Origin of the sequence: Modicisalibacter sp. 'Wilcox', assembly GCF_010993675.1 — a bacterium.
Classification (GTDB): Bacteria; Pseudomonadota; Gammaproteobacteria; order Pseudomonadales; family Halomonadaceae; genus Modicisalibacter; species Modicisalibacter tunisiensis.
The window spans coordinates 56651-75761 of record NZ_WNXF01000002.1; the positions used below are offsets into that span (position 1 = coordinate 56651).

General features: G+C 66.3%; 10 protein-coding genes and 1 CRISPR repeat array. Of the genes, 2 read left to right on the plus strand and 8 right to left on the minus strand.

What is annotated here, in order from left to right; translation table 11 throughout:
• Window positions 1–153: 153 nt before the first annotated feature.
• A complete protein-coding gene (locus tag G7A98_RS02205; RefSeq protein ID WP_163647861.1) occupies window positions 154–459 on the plus strand; it encodes a hypothetical protein in 306 nt (101 codons plus the stop codon).
• 89 nt (window positions 460–548) lie between these two features.
• Window positions 549–7718: direct repeats of the CRISPR family, unit length 29 nt; unit sequence CGGGTTATCCCCGCGCCTGCGGGGATCGG.
• 106 nt (window positions 7719–7824) lie between these two features.
• Here G7A98_RS02205 and cas2e read toward each other — a convergent pair.
• Genes cas2e through cas3 form a run of 8 tightly spaced genes read right to left on the minus strand, consistent with a single transcriptional unit; the run spans window position 7825 to window position 16660 of the window.
• Window positions 7825–8121, minus strand: a complete 297-nt coding sequence (cas2e, locus tag G7A98_RS02210) for a type I-E CRISPR-associated endoribonuclease Cas2e (protein ID WP_163647862.1) — start codon at window positions 8119–8121, stop codon at window positions 7825–7827.
• 1 nt (window position 8122) lies between these two features.
• Window positions 8123–9043, minus strand: coding sequence for a type I-E CRISPR-associated endonuclease Cas1e (cas1e, locus tag G7A98_RS02215; protein ID WP_163647863.1), 921 nt, complete (start codon window positions 9041–9043; stop codon window positions 8123–8125).
• Window positions 9044–9067: 24 nt separating this feature from the next.
• Window positions 9068–9760, minus strand: a complete 693-nt coding sequence (gene cas6e, locus G7A98_RS02220) for a type I-E CRISPR-associated protein Cas6/Cse3/CasE (protein WP_163647864.1) — start codon at window positions 9758–9760, stop codon at window positions 9068–9070.
• Window positions 9760–10515 (minus strand): type I-E CRISPR-associated protein Cas5/CasD, encoded by a 756-nt coding sequence (gene cas5e / locus G7A98_RS02225; RefSeq protein WP_163647865.1) that lies wholly within the window; start codon window positions 10513–10515, stop codon window positions 9760–9762. The genes cas6e and cas5e overlap by 1 nt, the downstream gene beginning before the upstream one ends.
• Before the next feature lie 10 nt (window positions 10516–10525).
• A complete protein-coding gene (gene cas7e, locus G7A98_RS02230) occupies window positions 10526–11599 on the minus strand; it encodes a type I-E CRISPR-associated protein Cas7/Cse4/CasC (RefSeq protein ID WP_163647866.1) in 1074 nt (357 codons plus the stop codon).
• 29 nt (window positions 11600–11628) lie between these two features.
• Window positions 11629–12285, minus strand: a complete 657-nt coding sequence (casB, locus tag G7A98_RS02235; protein WP_163647867.1) for a type I-E CRISPR-associated protein Cse2/CasB — start codon at window positions 12283–12285, stop codon at window positions 11629–11631.
• A complete protein-coding gene (casA, locus tag G7A98_RS02240) occupies window positions 12282–13970 on the minus strand; it encodes a type I-E CRISPR-associated protein Cse1/CasA (protein WP_240464651.1) in 1689 nt (562 codons plus the stop codon). The genes casB and casA overlap by 4 nt, the downstream gene beginning before the upstream one ends.
• Before the next feature lie 5 nt (window positions 13971–13975).
• Window positions 13976–16660, minus strand: a complete 2685-nt coding sequence (gene cas3, locus G7A98_RS02245) for a CRISPR-associated helicase Cas3' (RefSeq protein WP_163647869.1) — start codon at window positions 16658–16660, stop codon at window positions 13976–13978.
• 555 nt (window positions 16661–17215) lie between these two features.
• Here cas3 and G7A98_RS02250 point away from each other — a divergent pair.
• Complete coding sequence (locus G7A98_RS02250; protein ID WP_163647870.1) at window positions 17216–19111, plus strand: alpha/beta fold hydrolase; 1896 nt, start codon at window positions 17216–17218, stop codon at window positions 19109–19111.

Here is a 19111-nt window from a genome sequence, read left to right on the forward strand (position 1 = left end):
CCGGACGGCCACGCGTTAGCGTCAATTCGCCACCCCAGCACAGCGCATTCGTCTTAACACTGGCTTAACGACCGAATGTCCGCCACCCCCATGGGCGAGCCGCGCCTGGCGCGCTACCCTGACGGTAACTCCACCCCGCAACAGGAGATTTTCATGCACAAGCACATCGAATGGGATTCCCCCGGCGCCGAGAGCGTCAGCGCGCATTACGCCAAGGACCCCAACGACTACGGTGAACCCCACCCCGGCAGCATCCTCACCGGCCGCTATCGCGGTGTCAGCGTGCGCGTGCGCGTCGAGGCCTACCGCGACGCCACCAGCATCGGCGAGGTGGTCGCGCTGATCGACCCCGACAGCGGCGAACGCATGAAGTCCTTCGGCGATCTGGAGCTTGGCGACATGGTGCGCCTGCCCGACGACAAGCGGGCCTTTCAGCCGCCGGGGAAGAAGGAAGGATAAGCAGGCTGCCTGGGCGGCAGCGAACGCGGTTTGTCAGCGTGAACTCGCCCTCCTGTTTTTCTGAACTGCCTGGGCGGCAGCGAACGCAAACGATTATCCCCGCACCTGCGAGGATCGACTGAAAAAGCCAGCCTTGCTGGGCGCCTACCTCGGGTTATCCCCGCGCCTGCGGGGATCGGATGGCGCCCACTTACCCGCGCGGGTCGATCATCGGGTTATCCCCGCGCCTGCGGGGATCGGAATTCGCATGACACATTTCAGTGCCATCAATACGGGTTATCCCCGCGCCTGCGGGGATCGGCCGACGAGGCCGACAGCGGCATACAGCATCAGCGGGTTATCCCCGCGCCTGCGGGGATCGGCTGAACGCCATGCTCGGCACCGAACGAATACGCGGGTTATCCCCGCGCCTGCGGGGATCGGAGCGGCCCGCCCTGGTACCAGTCGGTGGATGGCGGGTTATCCCCGCGCCTGCGGGGATCGGTCAGATACTCGCCGATATTCGAGCCGAGCCAACGGGTTATCCCCGCGCCTGCGGGGATCGGCCATATTCGGCCCAGTCGCTGATCCAGCCCTACGGGTTATCCCCGCGCCTGCGGGGATCGGCCTCGCATCTCGCGCGCCGCCCCGCTACCCTCCGGGTTATCCCCGCGCCTGCGGGGATCGGGCATCGCCGCCCTCGAGCGGGAGACCGAGGATCGGGTTATCCCCGCGCCTGCGGGGATCGGCTGTTGCGGGCCGTTTTCCGGGCGTCGGCATCCGGGTTATCCCCGCGCCTGCGGGGATCGGTGCCTGGCGTTGGCAGTGTTTCTGGCCGGTGACGGGTTATCCCCGCGCCTGCGGGGATCGGCAGAGGACCGAGCCGCCGAACTGATGCACAAGCGGGTTATCCCCGCGCCTGCGGGGATCGGACATCACGGAAGTCATCACGGCGCTCCGGGAGCGGGTTATCCCCGCGCCTGCGGGGATCGGCCTTCCGCGATGCGCACGCGCTCGAGCACTTGCGGGTTATCCCCGCGCCTGCGGGGATCGGATGCCGACCTCTTCCCATGCGCTGTTGAGTGCCGGGTTATCCCCGCGCCTGCGGGGATCGGCGCGAGAGTGGTACCAGGTGGTCACGCCGCATCGGGTTATCCCCGCGCCTGCGGGGATCGGGCAGACATGTATGCAATTCTTGCCATTGTATGCGGGTTATCCCCGCGCCTGCGGGGATCGGCGTGAGCATGCCCCGCATCGCCGGCTCGGTGTCGGGTTATCCCCGCGCCTGCGGGGATCGGCGGGTAGTGCCAAAGGCGCGGCCGGCATCCAGCGGGTTATCCCCGCGCCTGCGGGGATCGGCAGGAGGACGTGCCCCAGGGCGTGGACCCAGGCGGGTTATCCCCGCGCCTGCGGGGATCGGCTGGCACGCGGGCGATTCCGAGCGAGGACGAGCGGGTTATCCCCGCGCCTGCGGGGATCGGTGCGCCTCGGTGCTCGAGCCGGGATAAGTGCCCGGGTTATCCCCGCGCCTGCGGGGATCGGTCCTTCGCGCGCCCCTTGTAGACGCCTGCCTCCGGGTTATCCCCGCGCCTGCGGGGATCGGACTATCTTGTGGCGGGCGGAGGCGCGGCCTCCCGGGTTATCCCCGCGCCTGCGGGGATCGGCTGGCCAAGGACTACTCGCAGCGCGAGCTGGACGGGTTATCCCCGCGCCTGCGGGGATCGGGGCGGTAGTGCGCTTCGGGCGAGGCGCGCGTGCGGGTTATCCCCGCGCCTGCGGGGATCGGCCCAAGACCGTCGACCTGGAGTGCACCAGCGCCGGGTTATCCCCGCGCCTGCGGGGATCGGGTGAAGACGTTTGGCATTTCGATAGGCCATGCCGGGTTATCCCCGCGCCTGCGGGGATCGGCGAGATCAGCATCGTCTCCGTGCCGGCGGATGCGGGTTATCCCCGCGCCTGCGGGGATCGGTAGCTGGCGTGCCCCCGGAACGGCCGGGCCGCCGGGTTATCCCCGCGCCTGCGGGGATCGGAGCAGCTCGCGGTACGCGGACTCTTCCAGGAACGGGTTATCCCCGCGCCTGCGGGGATCGGGGCCTGCCGATCGGCAACCTGTCGAGCCAGTTCGGGTTATCCCCGCGCCTGCGGGGATCGGATCGACCAGCTCGCTGCCGATGCCGATGTCACCGGGTTATCCCCGCGCCTGCGGGGATCGGGCAGCAGCGCATCACCGACCGTTACCTGGTCGACGGGTTATCCCCGCGCCTGCGGGGATCGGCAGGCCAACCGGATCACCGACGAGTACTGGTACGGGTTATCCCCGCGCCTGCGGGGATCGGGTCCTGCCGGATCTCGCTGCGGCTGCCGAGGGCGGGTTATCCCCGCGCCTGCGGGGATCGGCAGGCAAACATCAGGAAGCCACCGGGGTAGCTCGGGTTATCCCCGCGCCTGCGGGGATCGGCTGCTGGGGCGGTCGGTGGCCTATCAGGCGGTCGGGTTATCCCCGCGCCTGCGGGGATCGGGCCGCCGAGATTGTTCATGGGTTCCTCGAGGACGGGTTATCCCCGCGCCTGCGGGGATCGGGGCACCACTGACGCCTCGGATAGCGACTATCGCGGGTTATCCCCGCGCCTGCGGGGATCGGTCACGCAGCGCCGGGCCGAGGAAGGGATGGGCCGGGTTATCCCCGCGCCTGCGGGGATCGGGTATCAAGGCCCGAGCCGGTTTGATCCGGTCCCGGGTTATCCCCGCGCCTGCGGGGATCGGTGAACGCCACCTGTTCGTCAATCCCAAGACGGCGGGTTATCCCCGCGCCTGCGGGGATCGGACCACCGAGAACGGGATGGAGAAGAACGGCATCGGGTTATCCCCGCGCCTGCGGGGATCGGTTTCACAACCCGGAGTGCTCGGCGGTCAACGCCGGGTTATCCCCGCGCCTGCGGGGATCGGGGACGCGGGAGGTGCAAACCATGGCTGACACCACGGGTTATCCCCGCGCCTGCGGGGATCGGGTCACCCAGCGCCGAAACGGTTTGGCCGTCGGCGGGTTATCCCCGCGCCTGCGGGGATCGGCAGCCCCATCGGCTCAGGACGCAGGCGGCAGGCGGGTTATCCCCGCGCCTGCGGGGATCGGGAAGTGGTCGAAAGCCTGAATCGCCTCTGCGCCGGGTTATCCCCGCGCCTGCGGGGATCGGGCGCCACAGCTGCCCGTCACGAGTAACCGCGACGGGTTATCCCCGCGCCTGCGGGGATCGGGCCTGGCCGGCAAGTACCGCGCAAACGCCGAGCGGGTTATCCCCGCGCCTGCGGGGATCGGGCCTGCTGAGCGTTCAGCCCCCACTCGAGCGCCGGGTTATCCCCGCGCCTGCGGGGATCGGGCGCGGCAGAAGCTGGCCCAGCTGTTCGGCACCGGGTTATCCCCGCGCCTGCGGGGATCGGGCGATCTCGGCGAGGCCGCGAGCAAAGACGCCCGGGTTATCCCCGCGCCTGCGGGGATCGGATCGAGGCGCCGGATCTCGCCACCGTCGACTACGGGTTATCCCCGCGCCTGCGGGGATCGGACCTCGTAGCAGGCCTTGAAGAACGAGGCGCCCGGGTTATCCCCGCGCCTGCGGGGATCGGTGGCTGACAATCAGGTCGAGATTGGCCTCGTACGGGTTATCCCCGCGCCTGCGGGGATCGGTCCCACCAGGTTGGAGACGTAGGCCTCACGGGCGGGTTATCCCCGCGCCTGCGGGGATCGGGACCGGCAGAACCAGCGGGCCTGAGCCCGCGCCGGGTTATCCCCGCGCCTGCGGGGATCGGACCTGCGCCTGGCTCTCGCGATCGGTGCGCACCGGGTTATCCCCGCGCCTGCGGGGATCGGCCGATGACCGCCGCCGATGCGCTGGCGCTGGCCGGGTTATCCCCGCGCCTGCGGGGATCGGTCGCCGGTGCCCAGGAGCTGGTGCGCAAGGACCGGGTTATCCCCGCGCCTGCGGGGATCGGCGGTCGGCACGGTCGATGATGGCCGCTGCCACCGGGTTATCCCCGCGCCTGCGGGGATCGGACTTCTACCCATTCAATCTTTTCTTGCCAAGTCGGGTTATCCCCGCGCCTGCGGGGATCGGATAACACAGTCCGGTATAAAGTATCTGAAAATCGGGTTATCCCCGCGCCTGCGGGGATCGGACATGAAGGGATAAGTAGAATGAATAACGTTGCGGGTTATCCCCGCGCCTGCGGGGATCGGATCTCTAGAATCGTTTGAGAACATTAGTAAGACGGGTTATCCCCGCGCCTGCGGGGATCGGTTGCCGCCCCAGATCAGCAGCGCCAGCGCCGCCGGGTTATCCCCGCGCCTGCGGGGATCGGATTTTTCAAGACGTTCAATCTCATTGTTTAAACGGGTTATCCCCGCGCCTGCGGGGATCGGAAGACACACTAATCAAGGAGGAAACGTTATGACGGGTTATCCCCGCGCCTGCGGGGATCGGTAAGCATTCTACAGGCTGCCTTCACAGGTGGCCGGGTTATCCCCGCGCCTGCGGGGATCGGGCGGCGAAGCGCACGGCGGTGGTGAAGCCGACCGGGTTATCCCCGCGCCTGCGGGGATCGGCCGATCATCCTCGACAATGGCGCGGAGCTGCACGGGTTATCCCCGCGCCTGCGGGGATCGGGCGGCGGTGAAGAGGTTCTCGGCGCGCTGTTTCGGGTTATCCCCGCGCCTGCGGGGATCGGACCTTCTGGCGTTCGCTGTTGATCTGCTTGAGCGGGTTATCCCCGCGCCTGCGGGGATCGGACCAACGGCCTGGCCAAGAATGCCACCGCCGCCGGGTTATCCCCGCGCCTGCGGGGATCGGGCCCTGGTCGGCCGCGCCTTCCTGCTCAACCCCGGGTTATCCCCGCGCCTGCGGGGATCGGCACTGCCTGCGCTTCTCCTCCCACGGATCAGGCGGGTTATCCCCGCGCCTGCGGGGATCGGGTAAACTTCACGTCAGACATGCTGGCACCTCGACGGGTTATCCCCGCGCCTGCGGGGATCGGAGCCAACAATGACGCTGGGCGAGGTACTGGACCGGGTTATCCCCGCGCCTGCGGGGATCGGTCGTGCATGCTCATCAGGTGCCAGCCGGCGCCCGGGTTATCCCCGCGCCTGCGGGGATCGGACCATCCAGGTATTCCTGAATCGTCATGGCGCCGGGTTATCCCCGCGCCTGCGGGGATCGGCTCAGCGGCGCATTGCGGAACAAACGTCACTCGCGGGTTATCCCCGCGCCTGCGGGGATCGGATGCTTCGTAGCTACGACCAGGGCCGACGCATCGGGTTATCCCCGCGCCTGCGGGGATCGGCTCGGCAGACATGCGGGCCAGCTCGGCGCCGGCGGGTTATCCCCGCGCCTGCGGGGATCGGGCGCCTGGCGTCAAGCCACTCATTACTACCTTGCGGGTTATCCCCGCGCCTGCGGGGATCGGAATGCGCTCATAATTCGGAATTCTGCTCATCACGGGTTATCCCCGCGCCTGCGGGGATCGGCTGATTTTTCCGTTGATGAACAGTTTGTAGCGCGGGTTATCCCCGCGCCTGCGGGGATCGGCGGGCTGTGCCGGGGCTGGGTGGTTAGGGCGACGGGTTATCCCCGCGCCTGCGGGGATCGGGAACTGATCGAGTGGCTGATCGTCGCCGCTATCGGGTTATCCCCGCGCCTGCGGGGATCGGCAGGTGGAAGATCCCAGCCAGCGCACGTTCTACGGGTTATCCCCGCGCCTGCGGGGATCGGGCGTCCGGGGAGAGGGTTAGCTGATTCGCAGACGGGTTATCCCCGCGCCTGCGGGGATCGGCGGAATGACTCGACAGTGACTCCGGAATAGTCCGGGTTATCCCCGCGCCTGCGGGGATCGGGCTTCTCGGCTTACTTCGATGTTTCCCACCATCGGGTTATCCCCGCGCCTGCGGGGATCGGTGGAGGCGTTGCAGGTCTGGTTCGTTGTGTATCGGGTTATCCCCGCGCCTGCGGGGATCGGGCAAGGGCGCTCTCGATACACTGGCGCATCACCGGGTTATCCCCGCGCCTGCGGGGATCGGTGGGCGTTGGCCACCTCGCCGTAAACCAGCGGCGGGTTATCCCCGCGCCTGCGGGGATCGGTGCTCGTAGATGTCAGCGACGTTGCCACCACGCGGGTTATCCCCGCGCCTGCGGGGATCGGACCTCCATGGGCAGATCGAACTCTGCGTGATGCGGGTTATCCCCGCGCCTGCGGGGATCGGCTGCCGTGGGACAAGGCGCGAGACCTGCTGCGCGGGTTATCCCCGCGCCTGCGGGGATCGGAATAGTGCGGTGGTTACAGATAGCAGCGTGTCGGGGTTATCCCCGCGCCTGCGGGGATCGGATCCCTGCATGGGTAAGCGCGTCGAGTAGTGCCGGGTTATCCCCGCGCCTGCGGGGATCGGATCAGTGCGGCGCCACACACCTTCTTGCACGTCGGGTTATCCCCGCGCCTGCGGGGATCGGCTGTAAGCGCCAAGGATCGGCACGACGCAATGCGGGTTATCCCCGCGCCTGCGGGGATCGGATCCTCGACACTTGGAAGTCCGAGGCGACCGACGGGTTATCCCCGCGCCTGCGGGGATCGGCTTCGTGCTTTCTGTCTGTCCTACAGCCCGTACGGGTTATCCCCGCGCCTGCGGGGATCGGCCACGTTGGAGGCATGCATGGCTGGGTGGTCCCGGGTTATCCCCGCGCCTGCGGGGATCGGTTCCAGCGGCGATACAGGCTCGGTCGCTGTTTCGGGTTATCCCCGCGCCTGCGGGGATCGGCGATGTTTTCGGACGATGATCTCTGCGAGACCCGGGTTATCCCCGCGCCTGCGGGGATCGGACTCGGCGGTATTCGCTGTAGGCGTCTTCGAGCGGGTTATCCCCGCGCCTGCGGGGATCGGCGTGTGAATCGCATGGGGATACCTCAAAAAGGCGGGTTATCCCCGCGCCTGCGGGGATCGGAGCCATGCTCAACGTGGTGTGGAACATCGTCGCGGGTTATCCCCGCGCCTGCGGGGATCGGCTGATCCGGCTCCACGCCCTCAATCGCCCCGCCGGGTTATCCCCGCGCCTGCGGGGATCGGCTGCGAAGGAACACACACCACGTCGACAGCCACGGGTTATCCCCGCGCCTGCGGGGATCGGTGCGGGTCAATCTCGCCATCAGCGAGAGCCGCCGGGTTATCCCCGCGCCTGCGGGGATCGGATGATTTCACGGATAGCGTCGATGACGGCAGGGGGTTATCCCCGCGCCTGCGGGGATCGGACTAATTGTAGCCACTTGTTTATAATGAAGAAAATCGCCAGCGGAATTTCCACCAGCGATTTTGATCACTTTTTAACCAGACTGCATTGTTAAAGAGCCTGAAAAATCAGCTAGTTGGCTCAGGAGGTAGAAACCGCACCAAGCGCAGACCATCATGGTCGACAGGAACACGCCGGTTATCACCATAGGTCTGGAACTCGAAGCCGGACTCATGATTGCTCGCCCAGGCCATGGCGACATTGCCCTCTTCAGCCAGGGCTTCGATCTGCTCCCAGATCATTTCGCGAATCCGCTTGCTGACATCGCCCACGTAGACGCCGGCGCGAATCTCTAGCAGCCAGACAGCGAGACGACCACGCAGGCGTGGTGGAACCGCTTCAGTCACGACGACAAGCATTGCCATATCATTTACTCCGATGGCCACTATCGCCTATCGATTCCGGCTCGGGGATTGCCGGTGGTACCGCCTCCGGGGCGGGAGGCGGCGGCTCGATCTCGCCGGCTGCCAATACCTCCTCGATCATCGGTATCAGCCGCTGTAACAGCCGTGTCTGCTTGAAGGCATCTCGACAGGCGATTCGCACTTCCCTTTCCGGCATCGGCGGATTGCGTGCCGCGACACGGAAGGCCGCCGGAACCACGGTCTCGAACTTGACGATATCGGCGATATCGTAGACAAAGCTCAACGGCTTCCCGGTATGCAGGAAACCGATCGCCGGTGCATACCCCGCCGCCAGAACCGCTGCCTCGGTGATGCCATAGAGACAGGCCGTCGCGGCAGACAAGCACTGATTCGCGACGTCTGATGCATCCCATCGCGTCGGATCGTAGCGACGTCCCTGCCATTTGAGCCCATATTGCTTGGCGAGCAGCTGATAGGTCTTGCGAACCCGGGCGCCTTCCATGCCCCGAAGTTGATCGACGCTGCGTCTCGAGGGTGGCGGCTCACCGAATCGCAACTCGAACATCTTGCGAACCACCTTCAGGCGCAGCGAGTCGTCCAGTGCCAACTGCGCCTGATAGAGCAACTTGTCGGAGCGAGCCCCACCCGGCTGGCCGGCGCTGTAGAGCCGCACACCGGCATCACCGACCCAGATCAGCAATGTTCCCACCACCGCTGCCAGTTTCACGGCAGCATGGGAGACCCGAGTACCGGGCTCGAGAAGCAGGCAGGCAACCGAACCGACGGGAATATGCATGCGCTCGCCGTTGACCTCGTCGATGACGACAAAGGCACCATCGCGTACATCGATCTGCCCCATGCCTATGAAGATCATCGACATGCGATCCTTCTCGGGGATCGGCTTGAGCGGAATGAACCCCATCTTGCACTCCTTGCCCGCTATCGATCAGGGACGACGCAACAGCATCAGGCCACAGCCAAAGGCCTTGGCTCGCCCGAGACCCTGCGCTAGGGTCTCGATCAACCGGCCAGGATCCGTGACCTCAATCAGGCCTTCATAGTCGACGCTGGAAAAGCGGATAGGACGCCCCTTGTCCTTCGGCAAGGCATGCTGACGATAGGCACCGACTTCAGGTTCGGCCGGCAAATGGAATCCCCAGGACTCGGCACGCTCTGTCAGCCATTCGCGAGCGGCCGCATCCATCGCCTCGACACATGCCTGACTTTTCCTCTCGCCACCGGCCTCGAAGGGATACTTGGCGGCCATCAGCACGTCGGCACGCTGTCCCCGCTTGCCTGATACTGACTTGGCCACTGTAGGATTCGCCCGCAGGCGAAAAGCCAGCCGTTCCCCGACTTCCAGCACGGGGATAAATGGCTTGCACTGAGCCTCAAGCAAGCCAGGGCTGGAGGCAGGCTCGCGATCGGACAGCACATAGAACAGCGGGAGCCCTCGCGGCGCTCCCCCTTCTTCGGATTCCTCCATTTCCTGGCGAAACAGGAAGGGCCGAGGTCCCTGATACTCAGGGAACAGTCGCCACAGCAATTGATGAGCGGCATAGGCCCTGCCGTCCATGATGTCGAACAAGGCCCCTCGGGACAGGCCGTTGAGGTCGACTCGCACTCGAGAAAGATACATCAGTACTCCTCCCTTGCCCGGACCACGCGGCGATATTCGGTGCGCGGGCCGAACTGCCAACGGCTACGATTGAGCGGGGCATCCCAGGTCTCGCTGGACTCCACGCCTCGAGCATCGCCATCCAGACAGGCTGCTTCACCCTCCCAGGCGTAGAGCACGTTATCCGGCAGCCTCAACGCCCGGCGCTCCTCTTCGACGTTCCTGCCGCACAGCGGCGGAAAGTCGGCGTCCAGCGCGTCGCGCAGCCGAGAAAACGCCTCGCGCCGTGGTGCGAGCGGTGCCCCCGGCGGACAGGCCTTGCGTCCCAGATAGAGCGGGAAGTGCGGCGTCTTGAGTGCCTGTTCCAACGCCTCGAGCGTCAACTCAGCCTGTGGTGTCAGCCAGACGGCGACGGTCCAGAGTCCGTCACAGCGGTAGTCACGGCTGGAAAGAATGGTATTGATGACCTTCCTCGGGGCATTCAACTCGTCCCGTCGAGTGCGGTAGGTCACCCTGGACTGCGATGCCGGCACCTGCACCGTGTGGTAATCGCGCAGCAGGCTGCCCGGCGACCGCTGCTTGATGGCGATACCGACGCTATCGCGCAGCCGCCGCTGCCCCTCGTCATCGTCGCGGCGAACGCCCAGCGCTGCCCCCAGCAACCCGACGATGGCGCTGCGCCCGGGGTAGGTGGCGGTGGGGCGCGACTCCCCCACCGCCGCCTCGCCCCAGCTGGCAAGCGGCGCATAGAGTCGAAAGACCAGATACTCCGTCATGACGACTCCTTCAGTGGTCCCGGTTGAGGAACTCGACCAGCTCCGACAGGCTGCCCTTGAGCACCCCGCCTGACAGCTGCGGCTCCCGGTAGTCGGGGTCGGCCGCCACGACGAAGCGCTGATCGGCGCCAGCGCCATAGGCCTCATCGAAGGCCTGGGTCTGGCGCTCCAGTCGGGCGATGGCATCCAGCGTCTGATCTTGGCCCGCCACAGGGCGCAGGAAGGCCGGCGCCAGCGAACGCGGCTGCTGATCGCCCTTCTCGGCGAGTACATAGCTGGCATGAGCGCGGGAACCGAAGCTGTTCTGCTTGCCCTTGGGTGAGGTCTTCACGGCCGCCTCGGCCAGCGCCGCGATGGCGCGATCGGCCAACGCTTCGTCGCCATTGAGGTTCTCGATTAGCTGCTGGCGGTCAATGCACACGTAGCTGTAGAACAGTCCTGCGCCAAAGCCTGCCTCACCGACGTGCGCCGCTCCGCGATGCTCGTCGCCGGTATTCAGGTCGTCCACCGCCGTGAAGTAGTCGTCCTCGACCTCGGCGGCATGCACGGTGACGGCATGCGCGACCTGGCAGGCGGCCTCGACGTTGAAGGCCGGCGACGCCGCCAGCATGCGGCCGAACAGTGCGATATCCACGGCCGAGGGCTTGTGGCGCAGCAGGTCGAGATCCTCCTTGGTCGGCGCACGATTCTCGCCGGCCAGCGTTTCGACCAGGGCGTCGACCGCCGCCTGCTCTTCCGGCCCGATATGCACCAGCTGACTGGTCTCCAGTTCGCCCTTGGCCACCTCGCCGAAGACCTTGGCGATCTCCGTGGCCCAGGCACGGGCATCTTTCTCTTTCACACCCTTTTCCTGAAGGCGCTTGGCGGCCTCGACCCCCACGCGCTTGGTGCGCATGCCGCGGTGCTGGCCCACCGCCTCCTCGAACAGGGCGGAGGTCCGCCAGGTCCGCTTGAGGCTCTGCGACGAGACCCGCAGACGCTTGGCTCCGCCCATGATCGCGGTCTTGGGTCGCCCCAGGTCGTCACGGTTGAGGTTGGCGGGTGGGTAGGCAGTCAGCAGATGTAGCTGGATGAAATGGCTCATGAGGTTAACTCCCTGACGTGGTTGACGGATCACGGGTTGTCTTGTCGATAGCCGGCTGTAGCGCCGAAGTAGTCGTTGGCCCAGATAAAGCCCAGCCGCTCTGTCGGCTTTGGCGAGATACTGCCCTGATATTCGCGCCACCACAGCGCGATGTTGTCGGCCAGATGGACGACGCTGACGCCACGTTTGTCGATCAGCGCCAGGGCGCGGCGCAGGCGCTGCACCAGCTCCTCCGGGGTGCGTGACGTCATCAGCTGTTGGAAGCGCAACTCGCTCATGTACGGTTTTCCCGTCTCGCGCTTCTGCTGGCCGAGACGTGCGCCCAACGGCATCCTGGGCGTGTCTTCACGCAGCTCGGCCACCACCAGGGCAACACAGGACCAGACCTGAAGCCGCTGGCTGCGGCGCCAAGCGGGTTCGTCATCCTCGGCCGGCAGCCAGTGCCACAGATGGCGGAACGCTTCCGTGAGCATTGCCGCCTCGCCGGTATCGCAGCGGCGCAGCGTCGCCCGCAGGCCCTTGGGCCAGGACGGCGCATCGGTATGGGCCTTCAGCGCTTCGGCCGACAACGTCAACCGCTGCCACCAACGCCGCAGGGCATCGGCCTCCCGGCGATCGATGGCGTACAGATATTCGGGATCACGCGGAGAAGCCTCCGCCACGGATGCAGGCTCCGTTTCGCTCATGACATGCCCTCTTCGGTAGTGGCCGGCCGGGCGGTCAAATCAAAACCACCGGTCTCGGCAAAGTGACGAATGACCTTGCTGCCCTTGCTGCGTCCGGCCAGGAAGCCTTGAAGCTGACGACGAGCCGCGGTGGCACGTCGCAGATCCGCCGCTTCCGGTGCCCCGCTGAGCGCCTGCTCCTCGAAAAGCGCCAGCCCTTCGCGCTTGAGGGTGCGATACCACCGCTCGGCCACGTCGGAAGGCAGTTGCGGCGAGGCCTCCGTGGCTTCCAGCGCGTCCTGCAACGCCAACAGGGCACGGAAGAAGGCATGGCGAGTGGCATCGTAGAAGGCGAGGTCGAGATGGCTCATGTCGCCCTTGGCATCGGAGGGGCGCTCGAACCAGGCATTCTTGACCTGGGTGCGTACCATCCAGGCGACCTGCCGAGCCAGGTCGGTGAATTGCTGAACCCAGCCACGTAGCCGCTCCTGCTGGGTGGGTGGCACCGCCACCAGCGGCATCTCGACGCTGTACCAGCCACGGGGCTTCATGTTGTCCATGTCATAGCCGAAGGCCCACAATCGGGCATGTCTGAGCAGCGCCGCCATGTCCTCTCCGGCACGACGCTCCTCATCGACCAGACGCACTTTCTGCGAGACGTAGTCCTTTACCACCAAAGCGGGCAGCGCACCGCTGCCATCGGCGTCGTGCAGCACCAGGTTCGACCAGTGCTGATACCCCAGGCCACCCGGCTGCCCCTTGGTGGAAAGAGGCGGCTCGCTGGGTTTCTTGGGATCACGACGATAGGGCGTCAGCGGGTGCAGCCAGGGGCCGTCGTAGTTGGCGCCCTGCTTCTTGGCACGAATGCGACGCACGGTGCGAGCGGCGTCACGACCGCAGATATCGCAACGACACGGATCATCCTCGATCAGCAGCCGGAAGCGTCGCGGCATCGACCAGTAGGGATGCAGCGGATGCATGTCGTCGGGCAGCACCTCGGTTCCCTTCTTGTCGCTGACCCGGGTCGGTGCCATCCACAGGAACAGGGAGTCATCGTCGATGCGTGGCGACTGCCATGCACGCCCGTCACGGGCAAGCTCTTTGGGAGTCACCACATTCAGCCACAGTCGAGACCACAGGTCGGCATCGGCCGAGTCCGGCAGCACCAGCGTGGTCAGCGGCCCACCGCCTCGCAGGCCGACGCGAATGCCCGCGCCGCCGGCCGGGGCATTGATCTGCATGGTGAAAAGGGCCATCGCCGCGCAGTCCTCGCACATCGCGTCGACACGGCCACGTTTCACGAAGAAGTCGGTGTTGTTCTTGATGCCATTCGCCCCAGGCGCGTCAATGAGCAGGCCGCTGACGGTGGCCTCCTTCACATCATCCAGAGGATCGAGATCCTGCATGAAGCGAGGGCCGTCACCGTCCAACTCGAAGGCATCGCTGAAAGGCGCGAAGGCGGCCTCCAGATCGGCGACGCTGGGCGGCTCGAGAAAGCGATCCAGCCAGTCGCCATGATCCTGTGGCGGCAGCGCGGTCTGCAGCAGGCCGATCAGGAACTGGTAGGCGGCGCCCTGGAAGTCGGCTCGCGGCAGGGCGAGATCGACGATCTCGGAATCAGCCACTGCGGTGGGTGGCCGATATTCGATGGTGCCTTCCCGGGTGCGGAAGGGCAGCCATGGGTCATTGAGCAGATTCACACCCATTCCCCCTATTTATTGTCCGTGTTCGTTGTAAATCTCACGCCCCACCGGGCGTCATAGGCACAGACGGAATCGGCCTCGACCAGCCAGGGTCGAGTGAAGCGCAATGCCTTGTAATGTTCCTGAAGGACTTCCCACTGAGCCTGGCTCTCGGCCGGCAGGTCCATTAGCTTCTCCGCCTGGCTCTGGCGCAGCTTCACCTGGCTGAGCATGGCGGCATGACGCTCGCCCTCCGCCCACAGCACCAGCGCGCCATCGGCATCACGCTTGAGCAGCACAACGTTGAGCGCCGGCTCGTCGACCAGCCGCGTGCCGATCTCCAGCTCTTCCTGCCACTGATCGATATCCAGCTGGCGAAGATAGCCCTGCTCGAGCGACAGGGCGTTGAAGTTGGCCATCGAGACGGCCACGCCCTGCATGCCGCGCTGCTCCCATCGTGCTTCCTGCAGGCCATCCGGCACCCGATCGGCGACCGGGCCATAGACACTCTCGATCAACACCCGCGCCTCGTCGGGCATGCGGATCGCGCCCAGTTCGCGCAGCACGCGCTGAGTCAGCCAGAGCAGGGAGGTGTCGCGATAGACCGCCTGTGTGCCCGGCAGGGCACGCTTGAGCCACTGGGCATCCGGCGTCTCATTCCACTCGGGAGCCAGAACAGAAAGGACGGGCGCGCGACGCGAGCCGCGCACATGGCGCTGAAGGCGGCCGGCGCGCTGAATCAGCAGGTCGATGGGCGCCAGATCGCTGATCATATGGTCCACATCGCAATCCAGGGATTCCTGGAACACCTGGGTACTGATCAAGACCTGGCCACGGCGCCGGCCGGGGGTGGAAGTTTTCCCCAGCCGCTCGATGACGTCCGACTCGATGTGCTGGCGATCGACCATCGCGAAGCGGCTGTGGAACAGCAGGCAGCGCTCGGGCTCCGGGTGGCGCTCGCGGATTGCCTCGAAGGCGCGAATGGCATCATCCACGGTGTTGCGCACCCAGGCGACGCACTCGCCCGCCTCGACGGCCGCCATCACGGCATCGAGCGCCTGCTCCTCGGACGTCAGCCAGTCGATGCCGACCTCACGCGATACTTCCGGGCGTGTGGCCAGCGGGGTCTCGCGCTCCAGACCGTCGCCAACCTGGGTCAACAGCGGGAATGCATCGTTCTGCAGCGAGGCCGGTGCCTGCCCCAACCCTTCACGCCATGCCGCGGCCAGCGCCTCGCGCATGGCGCGCGGCATGGTGGCCGTCAGCAGGATGGCGCTGCCGCCCTGACGCGCATGATGGGCCAGCAGCTGGTTGAGCAGGGTCTGCATGTAGTGGTCGTAGGCGTGCACCTCGTCGACGATCAGCACCTTGCGGGCCAGGCCATAGAGGCGCAGCGACTGGTGCCGAAACGGCAGCAGCCCCATCAGTGCCTGATCGATGGTGCCGACGCCCACATCGGCCAGCAGCGACTTCTTGCGGGAATCGGCCAGCCAGCGGTTGCAGCGTGTGGTGGCCGTCATGTCGTCGGCGGCGTAATCACGATCTCCCGGCTGCTCGGCGGCGATGGCCTGCATGAAGGTATCGTTGAGCTCGCGGGCACCATGTGCCAGCACGCAGGAGGGATGCGACGCCTCGGCGTAGAAATGCCGATGCAGATGGCCGAGACGCTCGTACATGGCGTTGGAGGTTGCCATGGTCGGCAATGCGAAATAGAGCCCTTCGCCGTGGCCCGCTGCCAGCAGACGCTGGGCGAGGATGCAGGCCGCCTCGGTCTTGCCGGCACCGGTCACGTCTTCGAGCACGAAGAGCTGTGGACCATCGCCGAGAATCAGGGTCTCGGCCTCACGCTGCAGCGGAGTCGGTGAGATAGACTGGCCACCGAACCAGCTGGCCAGCCCGGCGTAGGGTATCGGCTCGGGAGGGTGAGCAAATCCCGTCTCGGCCAGCGCTCGTTCGGCCCGCTCGAGTGCCATGGGCCAGTATTTGGCCAGCGGCATCGGATTCTGGCAGTAAGTGAAATGATCTCGGTTGGAGCCCAGCCAGTCGCTCAAGGTGGCCCAGCCGGCAATCGTCCAGCTCACCGACAGAAAGGCTTCCCGCCACTGGGGAGAGACCAGCTTGTCGATCGGCCAATCGAGCTCGATCAGTGCGACCCAGTCGGCCACGAACCGACGCGCAGCTTCGATATCAGACGCGTGTTCGTCTTCACCGAAAAACTGGCCCGCATTCAACTGGCCGGCCTCTACCGGCTGGCCATGATGGCCGAACATCGGCGCCAGCAAGGCTCGCAGCGTATCAGCCAGCTGGTGACGCTCGCGTCGCGGCGGCAGTTTTTCTGCGGTGCCCAGGAAGCCATCCTGCCACCACTCGATCCAATTCGATTGCCACACCAGGGCACCCAGCCGGTCATGCCGTTCGGTATAGGCCAGTCGCTCGATCGGCGGAACCAGCTCGACACCGTCGGGCCGGGCCAGCCCCTGGAAGGCGCGAGCGAACTTGCCGAGGTCGTGAAGCCCCAGCAGGAAGACGAAGAAACGCCGCAGCGCCTCGGGCGGCATATCGAGCCGGGCCGCCAGCCGCTGGGTCAAGGGACGCTCGGGGGCGAGCAGGTACCAGCCGACGGCGGCCACGTCCAGACTGTGATAGGGCAGAAGGTGGCACTGCGCACCTGCGCCGTCAGGCCGGGCCTTGCCCCAGTACAGATGGTAATACATATGGGTTAATCCGAATTAAGATAAACCCAATAAAGCAGAACCACTGTTCTCATTCCAGAAGTAGGGTAAAGAACCAGTCAACTTTTCAGGCTGCCTTGATCTCGATGATCTACCTGTAATCCCGGGATTACATCCCCTGTCAGAAATCGATGACGGGTTCTTGGTTCAGCCGGTGGGCTATTGAATTCCAGAGACATCGGCGCCGAAATCCAAGGCTTTTTCTCCAAAAATAAGAAAGAAGTATATCGTCAATTTCATGAATCCTACCGACGCCAAAAATGCCTCTTCCGACAAGCTTCGGTGCAGCGAAGCGGAATGACTATCGTCCAGGCGTTTCCCTGCCCGCCCCCGGGAATGACCGGCCCCGGCGCCCCCCCCTGCACTCGCCCGTCATAGCCACTATGGTTGAAAGGTGCGTCAGCAAGACAATCAAGGGAGGTTCATTCACGACACCTGGCCGCGGGACCGGCGAGGCGAAGGCCGGCACGGCGCCGCTGGCGCCCGAGCCGCCCACCGCCGGGTCTCGGGGCCGGCGCACGCGACAGGGAGACCGCCATGGCGACGAACGATTCGACCACGTCAGCCCAGACAGCCAGGGACGGGGCACAGCCCACGCCGGACTACGGGCAACGGCCGCTCGCCCCCACCGCCGATGCCGTCGACGAACCGGCATCCGCGTCCGCCACCGGCGACACCGAGACGGCCGATACGGCGCCTGAACCGCTATCCACCGACGACCCGTTCACGGCCTGGAACCGGCAGACCCATGCCGCCATCGCCCGGCTCACCGCCGGCCTCTCGCCGGCGTCGATCCTGCAGGCCTACGGCGACTGGTGGACCCACCTGCTGCTGTCGCCGGGCAAGCAGGCCCAGCTGGCCCTCGCGACCCAACACGGCGCGGCCCGGCTGACCGACTACGCGTCCCGGGCCTGGGGCACGAGCGACTGTGCGCACTGCATCGAACCGGCGGAGCGCGACGACCGCTTCGACGAGCCGGAGTGGCAGCACTGGCCCTTCAACCTGCTGCACCAGGGCTTCCTGCTGACCGAGAAGTGGTGGGACGATGCCATGTCCGGGGTGCCGGGGGTAACGTCGCACCACGAGGCGGTGGCCAACTTCATCACCCGCCAGGTGCTGGACCTGTTCTCGCCCGCCAACACCCCGCTGACCAACCCCGCGGTACTGTCGCGCACCGCCGAACGGGGCGGGCGCAATCTGGTGGAGGGCGCCCGGCACGCCTGGGAGGACGCCTCGCGCTTCGCCGCGCATCGCCCGCCGGTCGGCGCCGAGCGCTACACTCCCGGCGAGGCGGTGGCGGTCACCCCCGGTCAGGTGGTCTACCGCAACCAACTGATCGAGCTGATCCAGTACCGGCCGACCACCGAGCGGGTCCACGCCGAACCGCTGCTGATCGTGCCGGCCTGGATCATGAAGTACTACATCCTCGACCTGTCGCCGGAGAACTCGCTGGTGCGCTGGCTGGTCGACCAGGGCCACACGGTGTTCATGGTGTCGTGGAAGAACCCCGGCGAGGCGGAGCGCGACCTGGGCCTCGAGGACTATCGCCGGCTCGGGGTGATGGCGGCGCTCGACGCCGTCAACACCATCGTGCCCTCGCAGAAGGTCCATGCCGTCGGCTACTGCCTGGGCGGGACCCTGCTGTCGATCGCCGCGGCGGCCATGGCTCGCGACGGCGACGAGCGCCTGGCCAGCCTGACCCTGCTCGCCAGCCTCACCGACTTCGCCGAGGCCGGCGAGCTGGAGCTGTTCATCGACGACAGCCAGGTGCACTTCCTCGAGGACACCATGCGCGAGCAGGGCTACCTGGAGGACTGGCAGATGAAGGGCGCCTTCCAGCTGCTGCAGTCCAACGACCTGATCTGGTCGCGACTGGTGCGCGAGTACCTGATGGGCGAGCGCCAGCCGACCTTCGACCTGATGGCGTGGAGCACCGACGGCACCCGCATGCCCTATCGCATGCACTCCCAGTACCTGCGCCGGCTCTACCTCGACAACGCACTCTCCCGCGGCCACTATCGCGCCGACGGCCAGCCGGTGCTGCTCGGCGACATCCGGGTTCCCGGCTTCGTCGTCGCCACCCGCAAGGATCACATCTCGCCGTGGCGCTCGGTCTATCGCAACCAGTCCTACCTCGGCGGCGACGTCACCTTCCTGCTCACCAGCGGCGGCCATAACGCCGGGGTGGTGAGCGAACCCGGCCATCACCACCGGGTCTACCAGGTCGCCGACAAGCCGGCCACGGCCACTCGGGTCAGCGCCGAGACCTGGCGCGAGCAGGTCGCCGAACGTCCCGGTTCGTGGTGGCCGGAATGGCAGGCCTGGCTGCGCCAGCACTCCGGCGACCGGGTCGCGCCACCCTCGCTGGGCGAGCCGGACGCGGGCTATCCGCCGCTGGGCGAGGCTCCGGGAGACTACGTGCTCGAGCGCTGA